Source organism: bacterium, from assembly GCA_030704665.1.
In the GTDB taxonomy this organism is placed as follows: Bacteria; Patescibacteriota; Microgenomatia; order Woykebacterales; family RBG-16-39-9b; genus JAUYID01.
Genome location: JAUYID010000009.1, coordinates 787,673 through 811,013, shown reverse-complemented (window position 1 = coordinate 811,013; position 23,341 = coordinate 787,673). Strand labels below are relative to the sequence as shown.

The 23,341-nt window shown below is 43.8% G+C and carries 32 protein-coding genes and 1 tRNA gene; 32 read left to right on the top strand and 1 reads right to left on the bottom strand.

The genetic code is table 11. The annotated features are described in order from the left end of the window. Positions 1-58: 58 nt before the first annotated feature. The 3 genes from gltX to Q8P13_04720 are packed head-to-tail and all read left to right on the top strand — an operon-like array spanning position 59 to position 4,015. A complete protein-coding gene (gene gltX / locus Q8P13_04730) occupies positions 59-1,477 on the top strand; it encodes a glutamate--tRNA ligase (protein ID MDP2671730.1) in 1,419 nt (472 codons plus the stop codon). Between the two features lie 27 nt (positions 1,478-1,504). Beyond that, on the top strand, positions 1,505-2,770 hold the full coding sequence (locus Q8P13_04725; GenBank protein MDP2671729.1) for a HAMP domain-containing sensor histidine kinase: 1,266 nt from the start codon (positions 1,505-1,507) through the stop codon (positions 2,768-2,770). Further along, positions 2,771-4,015, top strand: coding sequence for a HAMP domain-containing sensor histidine kinase (locus Q8P13_04720; GenBank protein MDP2671728.1), 1,245 nt, complete (start codon positions 2,771-2,773; stop codon positions 4,013-4,015). A 13-nt stretch (positions 4,016-4,028) separates the two neighbouring features. On the opposite strand, the gene Q8P13_04715 is transcribed toward Q8P13_04720, so the two are convergent. Then, positions 4,029-4,880 (bottom strand): alpha/beta fold hydrolase, encoded by an 852-nt coding sequence (locus Q8P13_04715; protein ID MDP2671727.1) that lies wholly within the window; start codon positions 4,878-4,880, stop codon positions 4,029-4,031. Between the two features lie 117 nt (positions 4,881-4,997). On the opposite strand from Q8P13_04715, the gene Q8P13_04710 reads away from it, so the two are divergent. From Q8P13_04710 to Q8P13_04570, 29 genes are all read left to right on the top strand, one after another. Next, positions 4,998-5,071, top strand: a tRNA-Gln gene (locus Q8P13_04710). 43 nt (positions 5,072-5,114) lie between these two features. Next, positions 5,115-5,681 (top strand): hypothetical protein, encoded by a 567-nt coding sequence (locus Q8P13_04705; GenBank protein MDP2671726.1) that lies wholly within the window; start codon positions 5,115-5,117, stop codon positions 5,679-5,681. 76 nt (positions 5,682-5,757) lie between these two features. Next, positions 5,758-6,387 carry a hypothetical protein gene (locus tag Q8P13_04700; GenBank protein ID MDP2671725.1) on the top strand — a complete coding sequence of 210 codons (630 nt, stop codon included), beginning with the start codon at positions 5,758-5,760 and terminating at the stop codon, positions 6,385-6,387. Between the two features lie 2 nt (positions 6,388-6,389). Next, positions 6,390-6,692, top strand: a complete 303-nt coding sequence (locus Q8P13_04695) for a hypothetical protein (protein MDP2671724.1) — start codon at positions 6,390-6,392, stop codon at positions 6,690-6,692. 46 nt (positions 6,693-6,738) lie between these two features. Continuing rightward, positions 6,739-7,062: a hypothetical protein gene (locus Q8P13_04690; GenBank protein MDP2671723.1), complete on the top strand. Its 324-nt coding sequence runs from the start codon at positions 6,739-6,741 to the stop codon at positions 7,060-7,062. A gap of 14 nt (positions 7,063-7,076) precedes the next feature. Further along, positions 7,077-7,250 carry a hypothetical protein gene (locus Q8P13_04685; protein MDP2671722.1) on the top strand — a complete coding sequence of 58 codons (174 nt, stop codon included), beginning with the start codon at positions 7,077-7,079 and terminating at the stop codon, positions 7,248-7,250. 6 nt (positions 7,251-7,256) lie between these two features. Then, a complete protein-coding gene (locus Q8P13_04680) occupies positions 7,257-8,351 on the top strand; it encodes a DUF4147 domain-containing protein (protein MDP2671721.1) in 1,095 nt (364 codons plus the stop codon). Positions 8,352-8,393: 42 nt separating this feature from the next. Then, on the top strand, positions 8,394-10,022 hold the full coding sequence (locus Q8P13_04675) for an FAD-binding oxidoreductase (GenBank protein MDP2671720.1): 1,629 nt from the start codon (positions 8,394-8,396) through the stop codon (positions 10,020-10,022). A 2-nt stretch (positions 10,023-10,024) separates the two neighbouring features. After that, a complete protein-coding gene (locus Q8P13_04670) occupies positions 10,025-10,252 on the top strand; it encodes a DUF2061 domain-containing protein (GenBank protein ID MDP2671719.1) in 228 nt (75 codons plus the stop codon). Between the two features lie 20 nt (positions 10,253-10,272). After that, positions 10,273-10,572: a hypothetical protein gene (locus tag Q8P13_04665; GenBank protein MDP2671718.1), complete on the top strand. Its 300-nt coding sequence runs from the start codon at positions 10,273-10,275 to the stop codon at positions 10,570-10,572. After that, a complete protein-coding gene (locus tag Q8P13_04660; protein ID MDP2671717.1) occupies positions 10,563-11,129 on the top strand; it encodes a phosphatase PAP2 family protein in 567 nt (188 codons plus the stop codon). Before Q8P13_04665 ends, Q8P13_04660 begins: the two co-directional genes overlap by 10 nt. Before the next feature lies 1 nt (position 11,130). Next, positions 11,131-12,246 (top strand): hypothetical protein, encoded by a 1,116-nt coding sequence (locus Q8P13_04655; GenBank protein ID MDP2671716.1) that lies wholly within the window; start codon positions 11,131-11,133, stop codon positions 12,244-12,246. 33 nt (positions 12,247-12,279) lie between these two features. Then, complete coding sequence (locus Q8P13_04650; GenBank protein MDP2671715.1) at positions 12,280-13,209, top strand: hypothetical protein; 930 nt, start codon at positions 12,280-12,282, stop codon at positions 13,207-13,209. Between the two features lie 89 nt (positions 13,210-13,298). Then, on the top strand, positions 13,299-13,664 hold the full coding sequence (locus tag Q8P13_04645; GenBank protein MDP2671714.1) for a metalloregulator ArsR/SmtB family transcription factor: 366 nt from the start codon (positions 13,299-13,301) through the stop codon (positions 13,662-13,664). Between the two features lie 103 nt (positions 13,665-13,767). Continuing rightward, the gene (gene gap / locus Q8P13_04640; GenBank protein MDP2671713.1) at positions 13,768-14,883 is read left to right on the top strand and encodes a type I glyceraldehyde-3-phosphate dehydrogenase; all 1,116 of its coding nucleotides are present in this window, start codon (positions 13,768-13,770) and stop codon (positions 14,881-14,883) included. A gap of 3 nt (positions 14,884-14,886) precedes the next feature. After that, positions 14,887-15,336 (top strand): RpiB/LacA/LacB family sugar-phosphate isomerase, encoded by a 450-nt coding sequence (locus tag Q8P13_04635; GenBank protein ID MDP2671712.1) that lies wholly within the window; start codon positions 14,887-14,889, stop codon positions 15,334-15,336. Next, positions 15,333-16,016, top strand: coding sequence for a hypothetical protein (locus tag Q8P13_04630; GenBank protein ID MDP2671711.1), 684 nt, complete (start codon positions 15,333-15,335; stop codon positions 16,014-16,016). The genes Q8P13_04635 and Q8P13_04630 overlap by 4 nt, the downstream gene beginning before the upstream one ends. Before the next feature lie 72 nt (positions 16,017-16,088). Beyond that, on the top strand, positions 16,089-16,514 hold the full coding sequence (locus Q8P13_04625; GenBank protein MDP2671710.1) for a cupredoxin domain-containing protein: 426 nt from the start codon (positions 16,089-16,091) through the stop codon (positions 16,512-16,514). A 23-nt stretch (positions 16,515-16,537) separates the two neighbouring features. Next, positions 16,538-17,380: a transketolase gene (locus tag Q8P13_04620; protein MDP2671709.1), complete on the top strand. Its 843-nt coding sequence runs from the start codon at positions 16,538-16,540 to the stop codon at positions 17,378-17,380. Continuing rightward, positions 17,373-17,765 (top strand): hypothetical protein, encoded by a 393-nt coding sequence (locus tag Q8P13_04615; protein ID MDP2671708.1) that lies wholly within the window; start codon positions 17,373-17,375, stop codon positions 17,763-17,765. Before Q8P13_04620 ends, Q8P13_04615 begins: the two co-directional genes overlap by 8 nt. Further along, complete coding sequence (locus Q8P13_04610; protein ID MDP2671707.1) at positions 17,765-18,739, top strand: transketolase C-terminal domain-containing protein; 975 nt, start codon at positions 17,765-17,767, stop codon at positions 18,737-18,739. The genes Q8P13_04615 and Q8P13_04610 overlap by 1 nt, the downstream gene beginning before the upstream one ends. A gap of 2 nt (positions 18,740-18,741) precedes the next feature. Next, positions 18,742-19,605, top strand: a complete 864-nt coding sequence (locus Q8P13_04605) for a class II fructose-bisphosphate aldolase (protein ID MDP2671706.1) — start codon at positions 18,742-18,744, stop codon at positions 19,603-19,605. A 47-nt stretch (positions 19,606-19,652) separates the two neighbouring features. Beyond that, a complete protein-coding gene (locus Q8P13_04600; protein ID MDP2671705.1) occupies positions 19,653-20,141 on the top strand; it encodes a hypothetical protein in 489 nt (162 codons plus the stop codon). Continuing rightward, the gene (locus tag Q8P13_04595) at positions 20,138-21,136 is read left to right on the top strand and encodes a carbohydrate kinase family protein (GenBank protein MDP2671704.1); all 999 of its coding nucleotides are present in this window, start codon (positions 20,138-20,140) and stop codon (positions 21,134-21,136) included. Before Q8P13_04600 ends, Q8P13_04595 begins: the two co-directional genes overlap by 4 nt. 12 nt (positions 21,137-21,148) lie before the next feature. After that, on the top strand, positions 21,149-21,424 hold the full coding sequence (locus Q8P13_04590) for a 4a-hydroxytetrahydrobiopterin dehydratase (protein MDP2671703.1): 276 nt from the start codon (positions 21,149-21,151) through the stop codon (positions 21,422-21,424). Between the two features lie 12 nt (positions 21,425-21,436). Continuing rightward, positions 21,437-21,688: a glutaredoxin family protein gene (locus Q8P13_04585; GenBank protein MDP2671702.1), complete on the top strand. Its 252-nt coding sequence runs from the start codon at positions 21,437-21,439 to the stop codon at positions 21,686-21,688. Positions 21,689-21,719: 31 nt separating this feature from the next. After that, complete coding sequence (locus Q8P13_04580) at positions 21,720-22,346, top strand: DUF3105 domain-containing protein (GenBank protein MDP2671701.1); 627 nt, start codon at positions 21,720-21,722, stop codon at positions 22,344-22,346. 7 nt (positions 22,347-22,353) lie between these two features. Further along, entirely contained in the window at positions 22,354-22,884 is a 531-nt protein-coding gene (locus tag Q8P13_04575) for a glucose-6-phosphate isomerase family protein (GenBank protein MDP2671700.1), read from the top strand. Continuing rightward, positions 22,885-23,322: a cupin gene (locus tag Q8P13_04570; protein ID MDP2671699.1), complete on the top strand. Its 438-nt coding sequence runs from the start codon at positions 22,885-22,887 to the stop codon at positions 23,320-23,322. The last annotated feature ends 19 nt before the right edge of the window (positions 23,323-23,341 follow it).

The window sequence follows — 23,341 nt, the reverse complement described above, 5'->3', positions numbered from 1 at the left end:
CGAGCTTCAAGTTCGGCCCAACTTGTTTAAAACTTACTTGAGAAGCTATAATCGTCTCATGTCAAAGAAAACTCGAGTCCGAATCGCTCCTTCTCCGACGGGAGACCCTCACATTGGTACTGCCTACACGGCGCTGTTCAACTACGCCTTTGCTCGAAAAAACAAGGGAGATTTCATCGTTCGTATTGAAGATACCGATCAGACCAGACTCGTTCAAGGAGCCGAAGAAGAAATTTACGAAGCTCTCGACTGGCTTGGTCTCAAAGCCGACGAAGGTCCGAAACAAGGAGGAGACTTTGGGCCCTACAAACAATCAGAAAGACTTTCAATTTACAAAAAACATGCGCAAGAACTGGTGGAAAAAGGCGCAGCCTTTTATTGTGACTGTTCCTCAGAAAGATTGCAAAAAGTTCGGGAGGAACAACAATCCAGAGGACAAGTACCTCATTACGACGGAAAGTGCAGGGAAAACCCTCCCACGCAGCTTACAAAAACAGTTGTCCGTCTCAAAGTTCCCAAAGAAGGAGAAACTTCGTTTGAAGATCTGATCCGGGGCAAAGTCACTTTCAAAAACTCTGACATTGATGATCAAGTTTTGTTGAAATCCGATGGTTTTCCCACTTATCATCTTGCTGCCGTGGTCGACGATCACTTGATGGAGATCACTGACGTGATTCGAGGGGAAGACTGGCTTTCATCTACCTCAAAACATGTCCTCCTCTACCAAGCTTTTGGCTGGGAGTTACCGGTTTTTGCTCATTTGCCTCTGCTGCGCAATCCAGATAAATCAAAACTTTCAAAGAGGAAAAACCCAGTCTCAGTTCTTTGGTATCGGCAGCAAGGCTATTTGCCCGAAGCTCTACGCAATTTTCTTGCTCTGATGGGCTGGTCGATGCCAGACGGGAAAGAGATTTTTGGTCTTGAGGAATTCGTTGAAAAACTGGATTTAAAAAGGGTAGACCCGGCGGGACCAGTTTTCGATAACCAAAAACTTGATTGGCTCAACGGAGAGTATATCCGAAAAATTTCTGAAACAGACTTGGCAAGCACGTTAATAAAAGGAAAATTTACCAAGTTTTCAGAAGCACAAATGAAATTGGTTTTACCTTTGGTCAAGGAGAGAATGAAGAAGCTGTCCGAGTTTGATCAACTAGTAAGTTACTTTTTTGAAGATAGCGAGATTGCTGTTGATCTTCTTGTGCAAAAGGGCAAAACGAAGGAAGAGACAAAGAAGGTCTTGGAAATTTTTGAAAAACCATTAAAGCAGTTAAATTCATGGGAAAAAGACAAAATTGAAGAAGCTATTAAAAATAAGCAAAAAGAAATTGATTGGTCAAATAGTGACTTGTTTATGACACTTCGCCTTGCTGCCACTGGAAGTAGAGCAACACCGCCTCTTTTCGATACTCTCGAAGCTCTTGGCAAAGAAAAAACTTTAGCGAGACTAGGTCAGGTAGTAGCCAAGCTTTCTGATTAAGGCTTTTCCTGCTAACATAAAGGAAGAATGGAAACTGCCGATGCGAGAATAGAGGAAAGTGCGAAAGAAAAATACCTGCACTTTGAGGCTCTAGCAGAAATTTTTACTTACATAGCGATTGTTGGCGGTTTCTTTTTTTCCTTTTTACCCTTCCAATTCACATTTGACCAAAGAAGTCTTCATATCTCAATTGCCATCATTGCCGGGCTGAGTGTGGCCTGGTTTCGGCTTCTACCAAAAAAATTCTCCGGAGAAACTAAAAACTTTGTTTTTGCCTTGTTGACCATCTTTTTCATTGAGGTTGTGGTGCATTTCACTCGAGGTTCGCAGAGCGCAGTGATTTTTCTTTTTTATGTCGCTTCTATTACGACCGCGGCAAGTATGACCATGATGAAAACAGTTGCCGTTGTAGTCTTGGCTACATTTTTCATCGGCTTGGAAGCTTTTTTGGGAAGTGCTGATCCTAGTTTGGGAAGCAAAAGTATTAGCATGGGGTTTTTGCATACTTGGGGATTGCTTTTGACGACCAGCTACGGGTGGCTTATTTTCCAGGAGGAAAAGGCGGCGAAGGGGCGTGAAGAAGAAGCAAAAATGGAGAAAGTTGAGGCTGTTGATCAGGTAAAAAATGAGTTTGTTTTTATTATCTCCAACAAACTTAAAGAGCCGATTGGGTTTCTCCAAGAGTACCTCAAGGATTTAGCTCAAGAAGCAAAAAACTTCAAAGCAGAACAAAATGACATTTTGCAAAAAACCCAGGAAAATTCTGACCGCTTGGCAAGTTTGGTGGGTGATCTTTCCGATCTCTCGAGGCTTGAGTCAGGCAAGCTAAATCTTGAGATCAAGGATGTCGATTTGGGACAAGTTATCGCCTCAACTATGTCGGACTTTACTTTTCCCGCCCACGAAAAAAACATCAAGCTAATTTATGAGCCGCCAAAAAACCAACTTATTGTTCAAGCCGATTCAGGTCGACTTCACGAGGTGATTGCCAACTTGGTCGACAACGCAATCAAGTACTCTTATCCGGGCAAAGAGGTCAAGGTGAGTCTAGAAAAAAAGGAAGGTATGGTCGTAGTAGAGGTGCAAGATCAAGGTTTTGGAATTCCCCAAGAAGCTCAAAAGCACTTGTTTGAAAAATTTTACCGGGTTGATCGTGGCGATCGGGCTGAACCCAAAGGTACTGGACTTGGCCTTTTTATTACCAAACAATTAGTTGAAAGACAAGGAGGAAAAATTTGGTTTGAGTCAGAGGTTGATCAAGGGACTAGCTTTAAATTCACTATTAAAATTTAAATGACAGAAGACTCTATCTCGAAAGAAAATCTGAAAAGACAGGAAAGACTGGGTGAGTACTTTACCTATATTACTGTCATTATGGGACTGATCATCATTCAGCTACCCTTTCCGTTTGAAATAAACCGACCAATTGTTATTTTGATCGCCTTGAGCACTGCTGCCTTTTCGGTCGTTTGGCATCGTCTCACCCCAAAAGATTTTACCGGCCGAACTAAAAATTTTATCGAGGCTGTGGTCGATGTCGTTGCTATTTCTTTGGTGGTTAACTTCACGGGTGGCTTGAACGGCTACTTTCTTTTTCTTTATTTCCTGCCTATTCTGAATGTTGCAGCCAACATGCCCCTTTCCTTTACCTTCGGAATAGTGGCTAGCGCTTTTAGTTTTATCACTATCCAGGGTTTAGCTGATTTAGAAACAGCCGGACCAAAAGTACTTTCAGTTTTGGGGTTCCATATTTGGGCAATAGGTTTGGTTGCTTCTTACGGAAGACTACTTTCTTCTGAAGTTTCGAACTCAAAAAAGAAGGAAGAAGATGTCAAGATTGAGCAACTTGAAGAGGTGAGTAAGCTCAAAGATGAGTTTGTTTTCATCATCTCTCATGAGTTGCGTAGTCCGATTACCGCCATTCGGGGTTACCTTGAGCTTTTGCTAAATGAGTCTTCGGTGAAGGCTGCCGCTAATGCCAAACTTTCAAAAGCTTTTTATACAGCGAACAAATTGGCAAATTTGGTCAGCTTACTGCTGGAAGTTTCTCGTTTGGAAACTGGCAAAATCAGGTTTTATATCCAGACTATCAATGTGAAAAAAACAGTTGAAGACGCTCTCAAAGGAATCTCCACTGATGCCAAAGAAAAGAAGATTGATTTGGTAGTTTCCGTACCAGCTAACTATCAGGTCTCAGTTGATCCGGAGCGCTTGATCGAAATACTGACAATTTTGGTTGAGAACGCGGTGCGTTTTACCCCAGAGTATGGCAGAGTGAAAATTGGCTCGCAGCGCAGTTTGAGCAGGTTAACCTTAAGCGTTGAAGATAGTGGTGCGGGGATCAGTGATGAAGTAAAGAAACACCTTTTTGATAAACTTTATACCCAAGCAACCAATGACAAAGAAATCAAAGGTTTGGGTTTAGGCTTGTACGTAGCCAAGAGTTTGATGAAGGCAATGAAAGGGGATTTGGAGGTAAAGACTGCTAGAAGAAAAGGAACTACTTTTACTCTGATTTTCCCAACGACTAGTTATTAAAAAAAACAATTTTCTACGGGCCGAGCTCTTCGTCCAAAAATTTGTAAACCTGGTCTCGATACAGAGCCGGGTTCTTTTTGTAAGTTTCGATGTGTCCTCCGTCGGGAAAGAGAACAAGTTTACTACCTGAGTTGGAACTGGCCAAGAGTTCCTCGCTTTCTTTTGGTAAAACCGAGTGGTCGTTGGTGGTGTGAAGGTAGAGGAATTTTCGGCTAGGAACAAGTTTTACTTTTTCGATCGGTTTGATTGCGGCAAAATCTGCCCCAAAAAAAGTCTTGGCAAAAAAGAAAATACCTGGCTCAAAGAAAAAAGGAACGTGAGTTTCAACCCAAAGACGAGAGGTTATGATCGGGCCAAAACGAGCAGCTGCGCTGTCAATTACAACCGCCCCTACATCGTTGACTCTATCAATTGCCATCAGAAGACTGATTGCTCCTGTGGAATTGCCAACCAAACCAATTTTTTCCGGGAGAAAACCACGGTTTTTGGCAAAGGCAACTGCAGCAACCACATCCTTGGCTTCTTTGTCGCCTAGAGTGTAGCGAGTTCCCTTTGAGTCTCCACGAGCGCGAGGATCGTAAAGTAAAATATTATAGCCTTTGGCCAGTAGTTCTTGAGAAATTCTGACCGTGTCGTAGCCTTCATCAGTACGATTGCCCCGTAGACCAGAAACAAAGATGATTAGTTTTTCACTTTGATTTTGCGGCTTTAAAAGCCAGCCGGTTAGTTTTAAACCATCTTCCGTGGTGAAATTTATATCCTCATATTTTTCGGAAATTAATTTTGGCGACTTGTCCAAATAACGACTCAGTGGTTTGGTGAGAGTATGGGCGGCAAACAAAGAAAATGCTAAATACCCAAGCACAAGCGCAATTACTAGTAACCCAATTAGTTTTTTCCAATTTCTTCGAATAAATTTTAAGATAAATAAATTCTAAAGCATTTGAGGCTGGAGTGGCAATCTGGTAAAATACATTCACTTTCGGGGGTCGTCTAACGGTAGGACAGCAGATTCTGGATCTGCTTATCGGGGTTCGAATCCCTGCCCCCGAGCCAAATCAATAATTCACTCCCCAACCGCAGCTGATATACTAAGTTTATGAACTTTCTCATAGGTTTGTTTGTAGCTGCTTCTTACTACGTTGGCATAAAATCAATTTTTCAGAACAAATACTATCCGAGTATCTACAGTAGAGTTGTTTGGTTACTTTTATCTGTCAATGCCTTTGCCAGTGTTGTTGCTTTGAAAAACAGTTTTTCAGTAATATTGTTGGCTGGATTGGGACTTTTCGGTAGTTCTATCGTACTTATTTTGTCCTTGAGAAAATCTAAAAAAACATTTGGTCCGACGGAACTTATTGCTAGCCTTTTATTAATTATTAGTTTAGGCATTTGGTTGTTTACAAAACTCCCACTTTTAAATTTATCAATTGGTTTGCTCGCCCACTTCATTGGTGGAATTCCTACCTACAAAAAGGTTTTTGAAGACCCGAAGGATGAGGATATTTTGTTTTGGTTGTTTTTTGCGGTAGCTTCGGCCCTTGCTTTTTTGGGCGCGGATAAATCTCAGTTATCCGGCTACTTGTACCCGTTATATTTAGTTATTTTTGAATTTGGGATGACCTTCCTTTGTTTGCGTAGGTATATGAATGTAAAGTCACGTTAATCTGCCGACGCCTTTCAACTCTTCTTAAGAAAGCTCTTTTTGACAAAATTTGCCAAATGAGATAGAGTGATTATCAATGAGAAAGTTTCTTTTCCTCCTCACCTCTTCACTGTTTGTAGTTACTTCACTTACTCCTGTTTTTGCCAAGGAAGGGAAAGACGATCCTGAGGATCACGACCTAAAAGATAGGATTGAGCGTAGGATCAAGGAGTTTGAACAAGAACGGGAAGACCGTATCGCCACTCGCTCGGCCCGTCACAAAGAAAAACTTGACGCGGTCAAACTCAGAGTTTGTGAAACCAGAAAAAATATTATCATCAACCGCTCGGAGAGACTAGTCAAGCGGGCCGAGAGGCAGTTTGAAATTTTTGGCTTGATCGCGACTCGGGTTGAAACCTTTTACACCGACAAAGTCTTACCTAGAGGGATCACCGTTCCCAACTATGATGATCTAAAAAACACTATTACCGAGAAAAAGGCTCTCGCCCAAACTGCACTGGACGCGGCAAGCCAATCTGCTGAAAGTTTGGACTGCAGTGGTACTGATCCCAAAGGACAAATTCAAAATTTCAAAGATGACTTTCGTGCCGGGGTCAAAGCACTCAAGAGCTACCGCAGATCAATCAGGGATCTTATCGTTGGGGTTAAGAGTGCAATTGGAAAAGCTGAAAAAGAAGCAACTAGCTCAGCAGAAAGTTCTAACTAACCATGGACGAAAATCAAGTTCAGAAGCCGACAGTGAGCGCAGAACCAAAAAAAACAAACAACAAGACTGCCTTGCTACTTGGTTTGCTAGTAGCGGTACTTTTGCTCGCTGCTGTGGTTTATTACTTCTTTGTTTACAACCAACCAGCTAAATCAACCAACACCCCAACATCGACTTCAAGTGCAGTTCCGACGGTCAATTCCAGCGCCGATCTCGACAAAGCTTTGAACACTTTGGATACTACTGACCTTGATAGTGCTGAAACAGACCTGAAAGCCAACGATTCCGACGCCGCTACCTTTTGATCCAATTGTAATTGACTCTCTCTTCAACTAAACTTAAAACCAAAGAATGGAACAGGAAAAACCGACGACCAAAGAGAAAATTATTGCTTTTTCCGCTTGGGTACTTTTTTTCCTTCCTTTTGCTCTAGCCAAAAAATCTGACTATGCTGTTTTTTATGGTAATCAGTCCTTTTTGCTGATCGGTAGCGGGGCTTTGGCTTTGATAACGGTTCGACTTTTCCCAGACCCTTTCCGAAGTATTTTTGCGACAATGATCTATTTCTCCTTCTTTATTCTTTGGGTTTATGGTATGTATTCTTCGCTAAGGGGGCGCAAAAAGCGGGTGCCAATCGTCGGAAAAATAAACTTCGAAGTGAGCAAGTTTTTTTAGTTTTTAGCCGGAAAATGATTATCAAAAACTTTTCTTCTTTGGCCACTACTCGGATCCGAAAAACTGCACTGGAAATCATCGAAGCAGGTTTCGAAGGAGTTCGGACCAAAGACGTCATCAAAAAAAACGTGCGGTTGGAGGGAGACTTACTCAAGATAAAAAGCGAGACCCTCAATTTAAACGATTAAGAATATATTTATTTATTCGGTATTGGCAAAGGTTCTTTTGACGCGGTGGTCGAACTAGAAAATTTACTTGAAGACAGATTGAAGGATGGGGTAGTTATTGATGTCCGGGTCGGTGCGCTAAAGAAAGTTCAACCTTTCGCTGGAACTCATCCCGAACCGAGTGAAAAAAATGTAGCCGCAACCGAGAAAATCATTCAACTACTCAAAGAAAGTAATGAAAAAAGCCTAGTCCTTTTTGTTATTGCTGGGGGAGGATCAGCTCTGATGACTGCTCCTTACAAAATTTCAGTTGAGAGAAAAGCCGAGATCTCAAAAGCCTTGATGGAGGCAGAAGCTGATATCCGGCAGCTCAATGTCGTCAGAAAACACCTCTCGGAGATAAAGGGAGGTCGACTGGCTAAACTTGCTTACCGAGCAAAAATAGTCTCTTTGATTTTTTCCGATGTACCGGGGAACGATCTTTCTACTATTGCTTCGGGAGCCACGGTTTTGGATCAGTCGACTTCTGAGGAAGCAGAAAAGATATTAAAAAAACGCGGGGTCTGGGATAAATTGAAATTGGAGGGACTGGAATTTTCCGAAACACCAAAAGAAGAAAAGTATTTTGAGAAAGTCAGCAACATAATCATGCAAGACCCGGCCAGTGTCGTCGGCGCGATGGCCCGCAAGGCCGGGGAACTAGGTTGGAAAATAAAAATTTTGGGAACGGATTTGGAGGGTGAAGCAGGGGAATTAGGCTTGAAATTACTTAACAGCGCTCAAGCCGGAGAAGTACTACTGGCTAGTGGTGAGAGTAGTGTTGAAGTGGCTGCTGCCGGAGTGGGAGGACGCAACCAACATCTAGTTTTGGCTAACCTAAAAAATATTAAAGAGGGCCAAGTCATCATTGCGGCAGCAAGCGATGGTCACGATCACTCTGATTCTGCCGGAGCAGTCGGAGATGAAACTTCGTTAAAACGAGCTGAGGACTTAGGATTGAACCCGGATGAGTTTCTTGCCCGAGCCGATTCTTTTGAATTTTTCCAAAGACTAGGGGACAGTCTTGAGACTGGATTACTGGAGTCAAATGTCTCTGATTTTTATCTCGTTATCAGCCCCTGAAGCGTTGCAGCTGCCTGACCGCTACTGCTATACTAAAATCAGATGACTGCCTACCTCGAAAAACTGAAAGATATCCTCAAAGGCGATGTCGAGCACTCCCACGATATTTTAGACTACTATTCCACTGACGGAAGTATTTTTCAGATCAAACCAGAAGTAGTCGTTTACCCGAAAGACACCCTGGACATCCAAAACTTAGTTCGCTATGTCAATGAGCTGGCGAGGGCAGGGCACAAAATTTCTGTTACCCCTAGAGGTAAAGGTACTGATCAAGCCGGAGGCCCACTCAACGACGGGGCCATTCTTGATACGACCCGTTACATGAATCACATCCTTGAAGTGGGTCCTGATTTTGTTCGAGTCGAGCCGGGAGTGCGCTATGGAGAACTTCAAGCGGGTTTGAAAAAACTTGGCCGTTATTTACCACCCTACCCAGCCTCAATTGAGCTCTGTACGGTTGGTGGGGCAGTAGCGAACAACTCGGCTGGGGAAAAGACAGTCAAGTACGGTGCGACCAGAAAATATGTTGAATCACTCAAAGTTGTTTTGGCCAACGGGGAGTTGGTTCAAACTGCTCCTTTAAATGGCTATGAGGTTGGAGCCAAAAAAAGGCAAGAAAATTTTGAAGGAGATATCTATCGAGCGCTCGACGATCTGCTTGTTCACAACTGGGAATTGATCAAGGAGACCCGTCCACATGTCAGCAAAAATTCTACTGGCTATGCTCTTGCTGAGGTTGACCGCTACAACCGTTTTGATCTCGGGCAACTGCTCACCGGCTCGCAAGGAACGCTGGGTATTATCACCGAAATCACTTTAAAGACTGCTCCAGTGCCTCAAAAAGTGGCTCTTTTGGTTGGTTACTTTCGCGACATTCATGAAGCTGGGGCCGCAACCCTGAAACTGCTCCACCTCAAACCAAGTGCTCTTGAGATCGTCGACAAAAACTTGATCATGCTTGTCAACGAACAGAATCCTGATTTATTAGTTGGTCTAGTTCCGGCTGAACTACCCTCGATTGTCCTGCTCGCCGAATTTGATGATCCGGAGCCTGGGCTGATCAAGAAAAAAGTCAAAGCGGCGAAAACTATTTTGGAAAAACACACCTATCACTGGGTCGAAAAAGAAAAACCGGAGGATCAAGCTAGACTCTGGAAACTGCGCAGAAGTGCTGCGGCAGTGATGTGGACAATACCGGGGGTAGCGAAAGCCCTACCTATTATAGAAGACGGCACGGTCAATGCCGCCTTGCTACCTGATTTTTTTGAGAAAGCCTACGAACTCTTTAAAAAATACGACCTGCAAATTGCAGTTTGGGGACACGCCGGAGATGCCGATCTCCATATGCAACCTTTTATGAATTTGAGTAGTGAAAAAGATCGAAAGAAAATTTTTGATCTGACGGATGATTTTTACAAAATGGTGATTGAATTGGGTGGGACGACTTCGGGTGAACACAATGATGGCTTGATGCGCTCACCCTGGTTGAAAGAATTGTACGGAGAAGAAATGTACCGACTTTTTGAGCGTGTCAAAAAAATCTTTGATCCTCATGGAATCTTAAACCCAGGCAAAAAAACCGGTGTCAGCTTGGAACAATTAAAAAAGCTTTTGCGCGACGAGTACTCAATGAAGCACTTAGTTGCCGACAAAGAACAAGTTAACCGCTGATTATGCACGAAACCTCGACCCGTTCCATTTTAAAATCCGTTTCTTGGCGAAGCATCATCTTTTTGACCGACTTTTCTCTGGCTTACCTTATCACTAGAGAGTTTGATTTTGCTTCGAAGTTTGCCGTTGCCAAACTTGTTCTCGGCTTCGCCCTGTATTTCGTTCACGAAAGAGTTTGGAACCAAATTGCTTGGGGAAGAAAAGGTTCTTCAACTTCACAAGGCAGTTAATTTAAAGTAAACTCCAAAAAATGGACCAGATTTTTGTCATTGATTACTTTCTTTTTAGCTTCTTTTCCGGCCTTGGGGTGATTCTTCTCGCTGCCGCTTGTCTACCAAAGGCAAGATTTAGTTTTTTGTCAGAGGGGCTGGCCCTAAAATTGGGAACAATTCTTCTCGCTGCTACTTACTTTTGGTTTTTCTTTTCCAAAGACAGGAATGTTCACACGGTCGTTGAAGGTGCCCAGCTCTTCTTTATTTTTGGTCTTGGCGCGCTGACCTCTTTGTTTACTAGCTTGATTTTGGGGAGGCTAAAAAGAAAATGGCTTTAGACAAAGAAGTTTTTTCGTTTTTGAATTCTTTTTCAGAGCTAGCTGTTTTACAGCCAGTTTTACGCTTCTTGGTCAATGAATACTTTGTTCCGGTCTCTCTAGCTCTAACCCTTTTTTATCTCTGGCTGTTAGGAGAAAAAAAAGAGAAAAATTTAGCGTTGGTGGCCACGCTTGCAGTTGGGGGAAGTAATTTGCTGATAAAAATAATTAACTTGAACTACTTTCGCGCTCGTCCCTTTCTCGAAATCCCAACTCACTTACTTTACTACAAACCAACCGATTCCTCTTTTCCTTCCAACGCATCCGCAGTTGCTTTTGCTCTCGCTACAGCTATCTGGCTTACCAACAAGCGTTTGGGCTCCCTGAGCCTACTTTTGGCCCTGACTTACTCCTTAGCAAGAGTAATTGTTGGAGTGCACTACCCAAGTGATGTTTTGGCCGGAGCCTTGATTGGAGCTGTCTTTACTCTGGTGATCGCCCGAGTTGAGGCGGTGAATCTTTTGACAAAGACGTTACTAAAAGTTTTGCAATTTCTGCGCTTGGAGCCCTTACATTAAAATGTCTAAGAAAAAAGAAGAAATACTTCCAAAGTCAAAGTTAAAATCAGGAAAAGTAGTAAAAATAGCTTTGCTAGTAGTTGCGGGAATAGTTACTTTTTTGCTTTTTGTCAGTTACAGTGAGCTGCGGCCTTGGTTTGTTTCGGAAGGATTGGTGAATCGAGTAGATGTCGCTCTCGGATCTCTTCCACTAATACCCAAAACCAATAACCAAGTTTTGAAAACTGCCTTTTACAAAAACTCCAAACTGACTTCAGCTCGAGAAAACGTAGACTTGGTGCTCTCACAAAACGGCCAGACAGCCCTGCATTTAAACTTCGAGGGAGCGTTTGACAAAAGTCAGGAGAAAACATATCAAGCAAGGCTTGTCGGAACTGCGGGTCCAAAAGAAGGAATCAAGTTGATCAATTTGGAAAGTTTGGAAAAAGAAAGTAAACTTTTTTTCAAGGTTGATTTTTTCCAACCCCTTTTTGGTTTGGATCTTGCTAGGATTTATGGCCGTTGGTATGCCCTTGACGTGGACGATTTGGCGAGCAGTCTGCAAGCTGAAGTAAAAAGCGACGAGGAGCTAAGAAAAGAGGTAAAAAGATTTCTTCAGGAGGGACTAAAAAGTTCTGAGCTTCGTTTTCGCTCGTTAAAGAGAGAAGTCGTCAGAAAGGATGGTCAAAACTACCTCCAATTTTCAACAGACTTACGTCCGGAAACAGTCGATGAGTTTTTTTCTGCTAAAATCGAGGCCAAAAACAGCCACTTGGTTTTGGTCGTTGAGGAAAAGAGCGGCTTTTTGGTCTCAGCTAGTTTTCGGTCCGAGATTCCGGTCAAAGTTCTAAACGATTTGGGAGTGAATCCATTTTTTAAGGACCCAAAGCAAAGAGTTCAGCTAAGTTTCCAAATGGATCTGGACAAAATAAATCAAAAACCGGATTTTGTAGAGCCAGAAAAGGTAGTGTCAAGAGCTTCTAGCTTGGAAATTTTGCAAGACATTCTCGGAGGAAAAGCAGGCAGCGACTCAAACAATTTTTACAATCTGGTCGGGCAAAACGTTGAGTTTGGCTCCAATATCATTGCTCTGGAAAGATTGCAGCAGGTTCTTTTCCTTGCCCCGGTGTCTTTTTGATTAAAATTCTAAACTTAGGGTATAGTTAAAACTATGAGCGAACTTGACGGACCAAGTCCTGAGGAAATGGGTATCTCCCAAGCCGGAAACAAAGAAGACAAGGGGAAAACCGAAATTGAAGATAAATTTGAAACCTATGTTCAGAATGTAATAGCGCCAGTAGATGAGAACTTTAAAGTTAAAGCTCTAGAAAAAGAAAACCTTTTTGTTGCTCTTGATGATACCAGTGTCGAAGGAACTTACGCAGCTAGTCGGCGTTATTACCAGGCAGTCAGGACTGAAAACGATAGAATTGGTTTTACGTTAACCAGTTGGTTTCGCTCGGAAGAAAATAACGATGGAAAAAATTATTCTTTTACTAAATACGGTCGAGCAGTCTTGGGTAGATATGGATTTGCTTCAAAGCAAGAGTTTGAAACTTTGGAATTTCTCGAGGAAAATGGGGGATTTAGATTAAACTATGGTTTGCATAATATAAAAGGAGAAGCCGCTTCTCCTGGTGCGCCAGCGGGGGAGTGGGGCAGCCAACTTTACTTTGAATACGCACCGAACGGAAAGCTAGATTACCTACAACCCTTTGTGATGGGTGGAACGGGTGATCTTGCACTGATTGACCAGGACCCAAAAGGCGGTTTGTTTGGAAGCCTGGAAGAATTTTTAGCTGATCTTGGGGAAGGAAAAAGCTACACCCTGAACGGCTTGAGAATTGATGCCAAATTCAGCCAGACAGATGGAAAGATTGAACTGGCCTTGTTCAACCCGGAGGGTAAGGAAGAATATCGACTCGTGGTCCCAACTACTGTTGATATAGAGAGCGTGGCGGCAGAAGTTGGGTTGGAACAGCTGCGCAAGGATCCGACCCAACCAAGCAGTGGGATAAAAGGTGAGGGGGTTGGGGATTTGGACTGGCGCACGAAGAGCTTCCCCGACTTGGTTGGAGTCAAGGTAGTTCCTGTCGGTTAAACACAAATTAAATTCACTATTAAAAAAACTTTAACTTAGCACTCTTCCCCACTGTCATTTGAATAAACATTCAACTATAATAATTAAAGATGAGAAAAATTGTTAAACCCGCCCGGACTTTTGGAACGAAGCCCCATAGCTCTCCCCCCTCTACCCTCCAAAGTTTGCAAAAGGAAATTTTCAGTTCAAAAATTAAAGAATCTGCAGAGTGGATCAATTTACTAAATTCAGAAACTAGGCTGCAACTTCTTTTGGTGCTCTGGAAAAAAGACTCGCTCTGTGTTGGAGATCTGGCAGACGTGGTCAGACTAAATATTTCGGCGGTTTCCCATCAATTAAGATTGTTAAAAGACTACAACTTGGTGAGTGCCAAAAGAAAGAAAAAAGTGGTCTATTATTCCCTGGCAAGGGGGTTGCCGGGGTTAATTAACCACGTTCTACAAGAGGCTGGTTAGAAGGGTTTTCCGAGTGTATAATAAAACAAAGCCAGATTAAAATAGATACCTGCCTCGTCGCGACAAGTATCAGCGAATTGAGGCGAAAAGGAGCATGCCTAGTATGATCAAGGTAGCAATCAACGGTTTCGGTCGCATTGGCCGCAACGCTTTTAAAATAATCCTCGACGAACATTCTTCAGAAGCAGAAGTAGTTGGCATCAATGATTTGACCGATGCTAGGACTTTGTCCCATCTTCTCAAATACGATACTGCCTATGGCCAATACGGGCGCGAAATTGGTAGCGATGAAAAGCACATTATCGTTGATGGGCGGGCCTACGAAATTTTTGCAGAAAAAGACCCAGCCAAACTACCTTGGTCCAGCCTCGGGGTTGATATCGTCATCGAGTCCACTGGACGCTTTACCGACTATGAAGGTTCGGCTCAGCACTTAAAAGCTGGAGCGAAAAAAGTTGTTATTTCTGCTCCGGCCAAAGGAGGTAAGGTTGGAACCTATTTGATGGGGGTTAACGATGAGACTTACAGACCGGAAGAAAAAATCATCAACAACGCTTCTTGTACCACCAACTGTATTGCTCCGGTGGCAGCCGTTATCCACAGTAAATTTGGCATAGCGAAAGCAATGATGACTACGGTCCACAGCTATACCGCTGATCAGAATTTGCAAGACGGCCCCCACAAAGATTTGCGCCGAGCTCGGGCCGCGGCGGAAAATATTACCCCGACAACAACCGGAGCGGCGATTGCAACAACCGAAGCTATTCCAGAACTCAAAGGTTTGTTTGATGGGATGAGTATCCGGGTTCCGACCCCGGTCGGGTCAATTTCTGATTTTACTTTCCTCTTAAAAACTAAAGTAACTGTTGAGCAAGTCAACCAAGCCCTAACTGAAGCGTCCACTCAAGCAAAGTACAAAGGAATTTTGGCGGTGACCAATGAGCCAATCGTTTCTTCGGATATCATTGGTCGAACTGAGAGTTCGATTGTGGATCTTGCACTGACCCAAGTTGTTGATGGGGATATGGTCAAAGTTTTTGCTTGGTACGACAACGAATGGGGCTACTCACACCGGCTGGTTGAGCAGGTAATCAATGTTGCTCAAGCAGGTTCTGGGGCTGGCGCAGAAGCTAGCGCTCAACCCCCGGTTTCGGAGGCTGTCAGCCAGTCCCAACCGCCCGCTGAAAACAATTCAAATGAGCAACTACCAAAAAGCTAAACGATGATTTATTTGGCCAGCGATCACGCTGGGTTTGAACTGAAAAACAAAATTCGAGATTATTTACTCTCAAAAAATCTTGAAGTTGAAGATTGCGGTCCGGAGAGTTTCAACCCTGGGGATGATTACCCTGATTTGATTTACCCGGCTGCAGAAAAAGTGGCTCAGAACCCGGGCTCCAAGGGAATAATTTTTGGTAAATCAGGTGAAGGGGAAGCTTTGGTGGCGAACAAAGTTGACCACATCCGGGCGGTTGTCTATTACGGGGGGAACCCCGAAGTAGTCAAACTTTCCCGAGAGCACAACGATGCCAATGTTCTTTCGATTGGGGCCGGTTTCGTCAAAGAGGAGGAGGCAAGGAAGATCGTTGAGGAGTGGTTAAAACAAGATTTTGAAGGCGGTCGACACCAACGTCGACTTGAGGAAATAGAAAAAATCGAGGAAAAAGAATGATCCAGATTTTGCCGGCAATTCTTTCAAAACGTGTCGAGGATTATTTACGAAAAATAAAGGCAGTCGAAAAATTGGTAGATGAAGTGCAGATTGACATCGTTGACAACAAGTTCGCCCGCAACCAAACTGTCAAACCCAAAGATATCGCTTCGATCAGAACCCCGTTGCGTTTTGAAATTCAACTCATGGTGGAATTTCTTGAAGACTGGATCGACCCTTTTATCAAACTGAGACCCACCCGAATCGTCGTTCCTTTTGAATCCGTACGGGATCCGATCGGAATCATCAATCATTTACGCCAACATCAAGTTGAAATTGGTTTTTCACTTAATCCCGAAACAGGAGCAGAAAAAATGCAGCACCTTATAGATAAAGTTGATACTGTTCTGGTTCTTTCAGTTCATCCTGGGTTTTCCGGACAACATTTTGTTCACACGTCGTTAAACAAGATTCGAAAACTGCGAGAAATGAGAAACGATATTACTATTGAAGTGGATGGAGCGGTGCAACCAGGAATTGCCCGAAAGCTAGCCGAGACGGGAGCCAACATTCTGGCTAGCGGCTCGTTTATTTTTGCGGGCGAGGCGATTCCTGGCGAGACTTATGAGCAGAGAGTAGCCAACGCCTACCAAGCCCTTGTCGATGATGTTGCCGATGTAGTGCCTGACACTGCTGGTTAATTTTTGACAAAACCCCCTTTCTGGATTATGATTTCACACTGTATCTCTAAAGAGCCGAGGAGGTGAATTTCTTTGAAGAATTTGCTAATTGCTGTCGCGGTGGTTTCAGTTGTCGCTTTGCTAGGTTTCTTTCTTTTGAAGGGAACTGGTAAAAAGTCTAGTGAGAATGGGGACACGACCACTAATTCTGCTCAAAACAATACTCAAAACCCTACCCAAAACGAAAATGCCGGAAACACGATTGCCTTTGTTGGGGGAAGCTTTAGTCCAGTAGAGATTACAGTTAAGTCTGGAGATACGGTTACAATTGTCAACGAAAGCGCCGAAACTATTGAGTTAGACAGTGACCCCCACCCAATTCATACCGGCAACAACGAGTTGAACGTAGGAAGTATCAATCCGGGTGAAACAAAAACTATCACACTGACGAAAACTGGAACTTGGGGCTATCACAACCATTTGAATTCAAGTCAAAAGGGAACTATCATAGTTCAGTAGCTAACTGCTAAAATAAAAATGTAATGACTGTCCAAGAACTTGAGCTCAAAGCGAACGATATTAGACAAGAGCTGATCAAAATGCTTGTTGAGGCTGGTTCGGGCCACTCGGCTGGACCGCTCGGAATGGCTGATGTCTTTACGGCCCTTTACTTTGAAATCCTCAATATCGATCCGTCCAAACCGGATGACCCTGACCGCGACCGTGTTGTTCTCTCCAATGGTCACATCTGTCCGGTTTGGTACGCGACTCTTGCTCACCGTGGTTTTTTTCCGATTGAAGAATTAAAAACGTTAAGAAAGTTAAATTCCCGCCTGCAGGGGCATCCCCACTATGGTTCTTTGCCAGGTATTGAAAACACTGGTGGTCCTTTGGGTCAAGGACTTTCCCAAGCCATTGGAATGGCACTAGCGGCCAAAATGGACAACAAAAAATACCTCGTCTACAACTTGATGAGTGATGGAGAGCTCGACGAAGGACAAAACTGGGAAGCAATTCTCTTTGCTGGAAAAAACAAAATCAACAATCTTACCGCGATTGTCGATCGCAACAACATTCAAATTGACGGAATGACAGAAGAGATCATGCCCCTAGAACCGTTGGCGGAGAAGTTTTTTGCTTTCAATTGGCATGTCATTGAGGTTGATGGGCACAATATGCAGGATATTATTGACGCAGCTCGGATGGGCGAGGCGATTTACGAAAAACCGGTCATGATCATCGCTCACACTATTCCGGGCAAGGGGGTTGATTTTGAAGAGTTTGACTACCGTTGGCACGGTAAACCACCCAAGCCGGACGAAGCTAGGGAGGCCTTAAAAGACTTACGCACATTGAGAGGGAAAATAAAAAGTGAACATGAATAATTTTTTCAAAGTTAATAAATCTTTACCGACCTCGATTACGGTCATTGGTTGGGTCTATACCGCTCTTGGAGTTTTGCTGACCATCACTGGCCTGCTCTTTGGTTTGGGGGTTGGTTTTATTAGCGGTTTTTTTCACGCTATCCTTGGGGTAGTGGGGGGACTTTTCCTTGGGCTCTTTCTCGCCGTGGTTGGTTGTGGAATTGTCTTTTTGGGACAGGGGCTTTTGCAGAAAAACAAGGCCGCCTGGGTCATCACCTTGGTCATTGCTATCCTAGGAATTTTTAATGCCTTAGGCAAAAGAGAAGGAACGAACTTGATCCAGCTCGTCTGGGGGGTCTTCGTTATTTGGAAACTCTACGAGCATAGAAAACTATTTGATATTTAATGAATAATCTAAATCCAAAACTTTTTGCTCCGGAAGTTGAGCAAGCTGCTACCCGCGATGGTTATGGACAAGGCTTGATGGAGCTTGGTGAGAAAAATCCAAACGTTGTCGTCTTAACAGCGGACTTGGCGGAATCAACTCGGGTGGAAGAGTTTGGCAAAAAATATCCAGAGCGCTTCATCGAAGTCGGGGTGGCCGAGCAAAATATGATGGGCATTGCTGCCGGTCTAGCTCTGTCAGGAAAAATTCCTTACGTTTCCAGTTACGCAGTTTTTTCTCCTGGCCGCAGTTGGGATCAGCTCAGAGTCAGCGTTTGTTACACGCAGGCCAATGTCAAGGTAGCCGGGGCCCACACTGGCATTTCGGTTGGTCCCGATGGTGCGACCCACCAAGCACTTGAGGACATTGCTATCGTGCGGGTACTACCTAACATAGTAGTTGAGGTTCCCTGCGACGTTCACGAAGCGCGCAAGACCACCCTTGCTTCGGCTGCACACAAGGGGCCTTTTTATTTCCGCTTCGGTCGGGAAAAAACTCCGGTTATTACCACCGAAGAGACACCATTCAAGGTTGGTGAAATCTTAACTTTGCGGGACGGGGATGATGTTTCGATTGTTGCCGCGGGACCGTTACTCTATCAAGCTTTGCTCGCCGCCGATCAACTCGCTGCCGAGAAAATTTCCGCGCGGGTGATTAATAACCACACCATCAAGCCGATCGACAAACTTGGTCTAGCTAAAGCAGCCAAGGAGACGGGTGCTGTCGTTACCGTTGAGGAGCACCAGATCACCGGTGGCCTCGGTGGAGCGGTCGCCGAAGCGTTATCGGAAAGTTTTCCAGTACCAATTGAGCGAGTGGGAATGCCAGATACCTTCGGTGAATCAGGCGAGCCCACCCAATTGCTCGAGAAATACGGAATGAGTGTAGCTAAAATAAAAGCAGCAGCAAAAACTGTTATACAAAAGAAAGGTTGAAAATGAACGCAAGAGAATGGCTCGAAAAAGCAAAAAGAGAAAATTTCGCGATTCCCGCTCTGAACGTCGGAACTTTCGAGACCTTCAAGGGAATTGTTGCGGCCGCAATTAATAAAAAATCGCCAGTTATCATCGAATCTTCAACTGGCGAGACGAGGTGGATGGAAGCTGAAAACGTGGCTAGTATTAGCCGTAACTTTGCGAAAAAGTACGGTTTGGCAATCATCGTTAACCTCGACCACGCTTATACTTACGAAGACACCAGACCGGGATTTGAGGGAGCTTATGATTTGATTCATTTTGACGGCTCGAAACTTCCTTACGAAGAAAACGTCACGGTTGCCAAAAAAGTGGTTCCTGAGGCCCACAATATTGGGGCCCTCGTCGAAGGGGAAATTGACAAGATTGTTGGTGAAGGCAGTGAGCAGCACACAGAAACTATTACTGAAGAGGCAATAAAATCAGGCTATACTGATCCGCAGCGGGCCAAAAAATTCGTCGAAGAAACCGGCGTTGATATTTTCGCCTCGTTCTTTGGCAACACCCACGGTACCTTCCCCGGACCGCAACCACCGCTCGACATTGAGTTAATCAAGAAAGTTTCTCAGACAGTGCCGGCCTTTCTCTCCATGCATGGTGCTAGTGGAGTTCCCGCCGAGCAGGTCAAAGAAGCGATCAAAGAAGGTGATATCGTCAAAGTGAACGTCAATACTGACATTCGAGTGGCCTATCGAGAAGGGCTCGAAAAAGCTCTTGCCGAACACAAAGATGTCGCGATGTACAAAGTTTTCCCAGGGGTGGTTGAAGCGGTGCAAAAGGTCGCTGAGACTTGGATCGATATTTGTGGTAGCGAAGGGAAGCTTTAGAGAAGCCTAGAAAAAGCTCTTTCGATCGGTTACAATTAGCTTAAGTTATGGAACCTCAATCTGTCCGACTGCTAAAATGGGTTTACTTGATCGTTTTTCTGACTGCAAGTGCAGCAGTAGCCTTGCTGACTATCTTTGACGGAACTTACTTTTCCTCTTTGCGTTTTTCCAATGTAGCAATCTTTTACCCCGGGGAGTCAGTGGCTTTGGCCGCGTTCCGTTTCTTGACCGGTTTCTACCTACTGCTGATTTTTATCGACACTGTCGCCCTTTTTAATTACCGCTCAGTGGTCTTACGTGAGATCAGCTCAATTGCTTCTTTAGTGGGTTTTCTTTTGATGGGGGCTGCGGTAGTTAGCCTTGGTTTGGTTTTTGCTGGCTTTCAGAGCGTTGATACCGGACTCCTCACTGTCATCTTGCTCTACCTAGTGATTGGTATGGGACTTTTTCTTTTGGATATTTTGACTTTCTTTGTTGAAGAGCAGGGTCTACTCGACCTCAGTTTGCTCGGAAGAGGAAAACACAAAAAAGGATGAGTAAAGAAATGTACGACCTCATTTCGGTAGGAGATGCCACAATCGACACCTTCATCAAAATTCATGATGCCCATGTTCAGTGCAACATCAATAAAGAGGACTGTGTTCTCTGCGTCAGCTATGGAGACAAAATCGCGGTGGACTCAATCGCCCATTTGGTCGCTGGTAACGCGGCCAACAACGCGGTTGGCTCGGCCCGATTGGGGATGAACTCTGCAATTTATGTCAATGTTGGCGAAGATGATGCCGGTGAACGAATCAAAAATGTCATTGAAAAAGAAGGTGTGGATGGCAGTTACATCGTCGTTAACAAAAGCATGGAGTCAAACTACTCGGCGGTCGTGAATTTTGAAGGGGAGAGAACAATTTTTGTTTACCATCAGCACTGGAACTACCGTCTACCTGAACTCGAGCCAGCCAAATGGGTTTATCTCACTTCTCTTTCCAAAAGTTTTGCTGAAAGTACCCTGATCAAGGATTTGGTTGACTACTTGAAAGAAACTGGCGCGAAACTCGGCTACAATCCAGGGACTTATCAAATGGAAGTGGGCGTGAAAAAGGATTCTGAGTTACTCAAGCTAACTGAGGTTTTTTTTGTCAATCTCGAAGAAGCAAAAAGAGTTCTCGACATTGCGGAAAGTACAAAAATCGACATTAAAGATTTACTCAAGAAAATTATCGCCGACTTGGATGTAAAAAATGTCGTTATTACTGATGGTCGAGAGGGCTCGTATGCTTATGACAGAAAAGATTTCTATCGGATTGGAGAATTCCCCGGTGAAAGAATTGAGGCAACCGGTGCGGGTGATGGTTTTGCAACCGCCTGTGAAGCAGCTATTTTCAATGGCCACTCTCTGAAAGAAGGTCTTGCCTGGGGATCTATCAACGGTGCTTCAGTCGTCGGCCAAGTCGGTCCACAAGCTGGACTGCTGACCAAAGAGCAAATGGAAAAAACACTGGCCGACAATCCGGATTTCAAAGCTGAGAGTTTTTAGTATAATCACTCTATGCTAATTGAAAAGACGGAAGCAGAAAAACAACTAGCTACTTTCCCCGGTTGGGAAGTTTCCGAAGGGGAAATAGAAAAGAAATTTTTGTTCCCGTCGTTTTTGGAGGCAATTACTTTTGTAAATAAAGTCTCCACCGAAGCAGAGAAAGCGCAGCATCATCCTGATATTGATATTCGTTACTCCAAAGTAAAAATCAGTCTTGCAACTCATGAGGAAGGTGGGGTGACGGAAAAGGACATTAAACTGGCCAGAATAATAGATAATCTTACCTAGAAAGAGGTAAAAATGGATAAGATCAAAATTTATACAACCACCACCTGCCCATATTGTAAGATGGAAAAAGAGTTTCTCGATTCCAAAGGTATTAAGTATGAAAATATCTTGGTTGATGAAGACCATCAAGCAGCCGAAGAAGTAATCAAGATGTCAGGGCAAGTGGGAGTACCCTTCACGGTGATTGATAAAGAAGAAGGCGGGCGGGAAACAATTTTGGGTTTTGACAAAGAAAGATTGATTTCTGTTTTGGGAATACGGTAAGATCGATAAGCATTTTGGCAGCAAAAAAACTATGACAGAAGAAAAACAACTAACTAAAAAGCAGCGTCGTGATGAAATCAGAAAAGAGCTTGAGAAAGCAAAGGGAAAGTCTGGGCGTGCCGACCTCTTTGTGAAAGCGCTCGCTCTAGTTGCGGTGGTTTTGTTGATAGTCGGATTTGTTGTCTTGTTTGTCTATTCAAGGAATCAAAACAAGGCTAGTGTCAAATCCCTTGGGGAGGTGACTTGTAGTGGAGATCAGTGTGATCGTACTCATATAGCCTCAGGAACACCGCACGCAGCCTACAATTCCAACCCCCCGAGCAACGGACCGCACTATTCGGACTGGCAACCATGTGGTGTTTATGACAATGAAATTGTTGATGAGAGAGTGATACACAGTTTGGAGCATGGTACGGTTTGGATTACTTACAAAAATAAAGATGACTCGACAGTCAAAAATGAGATAAAAAATTTGGTTCAAGAAATGGGAAAAACTAAACTAATGGTTTCTCCTCGCGCAAAAAACGATTCGATGCTTGCTTTAGTTAGCTGGGGAAGAGTACTAAAACTTGATAGTTTTAATAAACAAAAAATCACTGATTACATTAAACTTTATCGAAACGGATCAGCAGCCCCAGAACCGCTAGCAGGTTGTTAGAAATCAAATGGTTTTAGAGACACGCACAAAAGAAAAAATAAAAGAAGTTTTGCTAAACCCAGATTCAGATGGGCCTGAGGCAGCTTATTACATATTGCGGGGCAGGCCAAACATCACTATTTGGGAAGCGGGTAAATACGGAGAGGAGTACGTCAAAACTTACGGCCACTATCATTTACACAACGAGAAAGAAAACTACACCTTCCTTTTTGGTGAGGGGGTGGGGGTTTTGCAGCATCGAGACCAGTCTGGAGAGGTGGGTGAAGTGCGCCTGGTAAAAGTCAAATCAGGCAACAAAGTAGAAATTCCAGCTGGTTGGGGACATGCCTTTGTAAACACAGGTAAAACTTATTTAATCTCCTCTGACGATGCTCCGGAAGACGCTTCTCACTCGCAGAATGATTACCGACCAATTCAAGAAAAGAGAGGTATGGCTTACTATATTATCGAGAAAGATGGTAAGCTTGAGGCAGTGCCGAATCCCAACTACAAGAATTTACCAGAGCCCGAATGGGTCGAAGCAGAAAAATTTTTCTAAATGGAAAAAAATCAATTTGATGCTAGTCAGTTTTCAATAGAACCACATGCAGAAAAGCTAGAAAAACCTTGGGGTTGGGAAGTACATTGGGCGAAAGAGCCTGGTTACGTAGGTAAATTTCTTCATTTAAACAAAGGTAAGAGATTTTCCCTTCAATACCACGACAAAAAAGAAGAGACTCAAATTTTGCTAAGTGGAAAAGTCCGTTACTGGCTGGATAACAATCAAGGCGAGCTAGTTCCTATAGACATGGAGATTGGTAAGGGTTACACAGTCAAACCCCTTCAACGGCATCGAATGGAAGCTCTGGAAGACTCCGAGTTGGTTGAGGTTTCACTTCCCGAATCAGGTACTACTTATCGTTTAGACGACGATTACAACCGTAGTAATGAGACTGAAGAAGTCCGAAATCAGCCTGGTAGGGGTTGGAAACCATAAGTAACTCTTCCCAACTTTG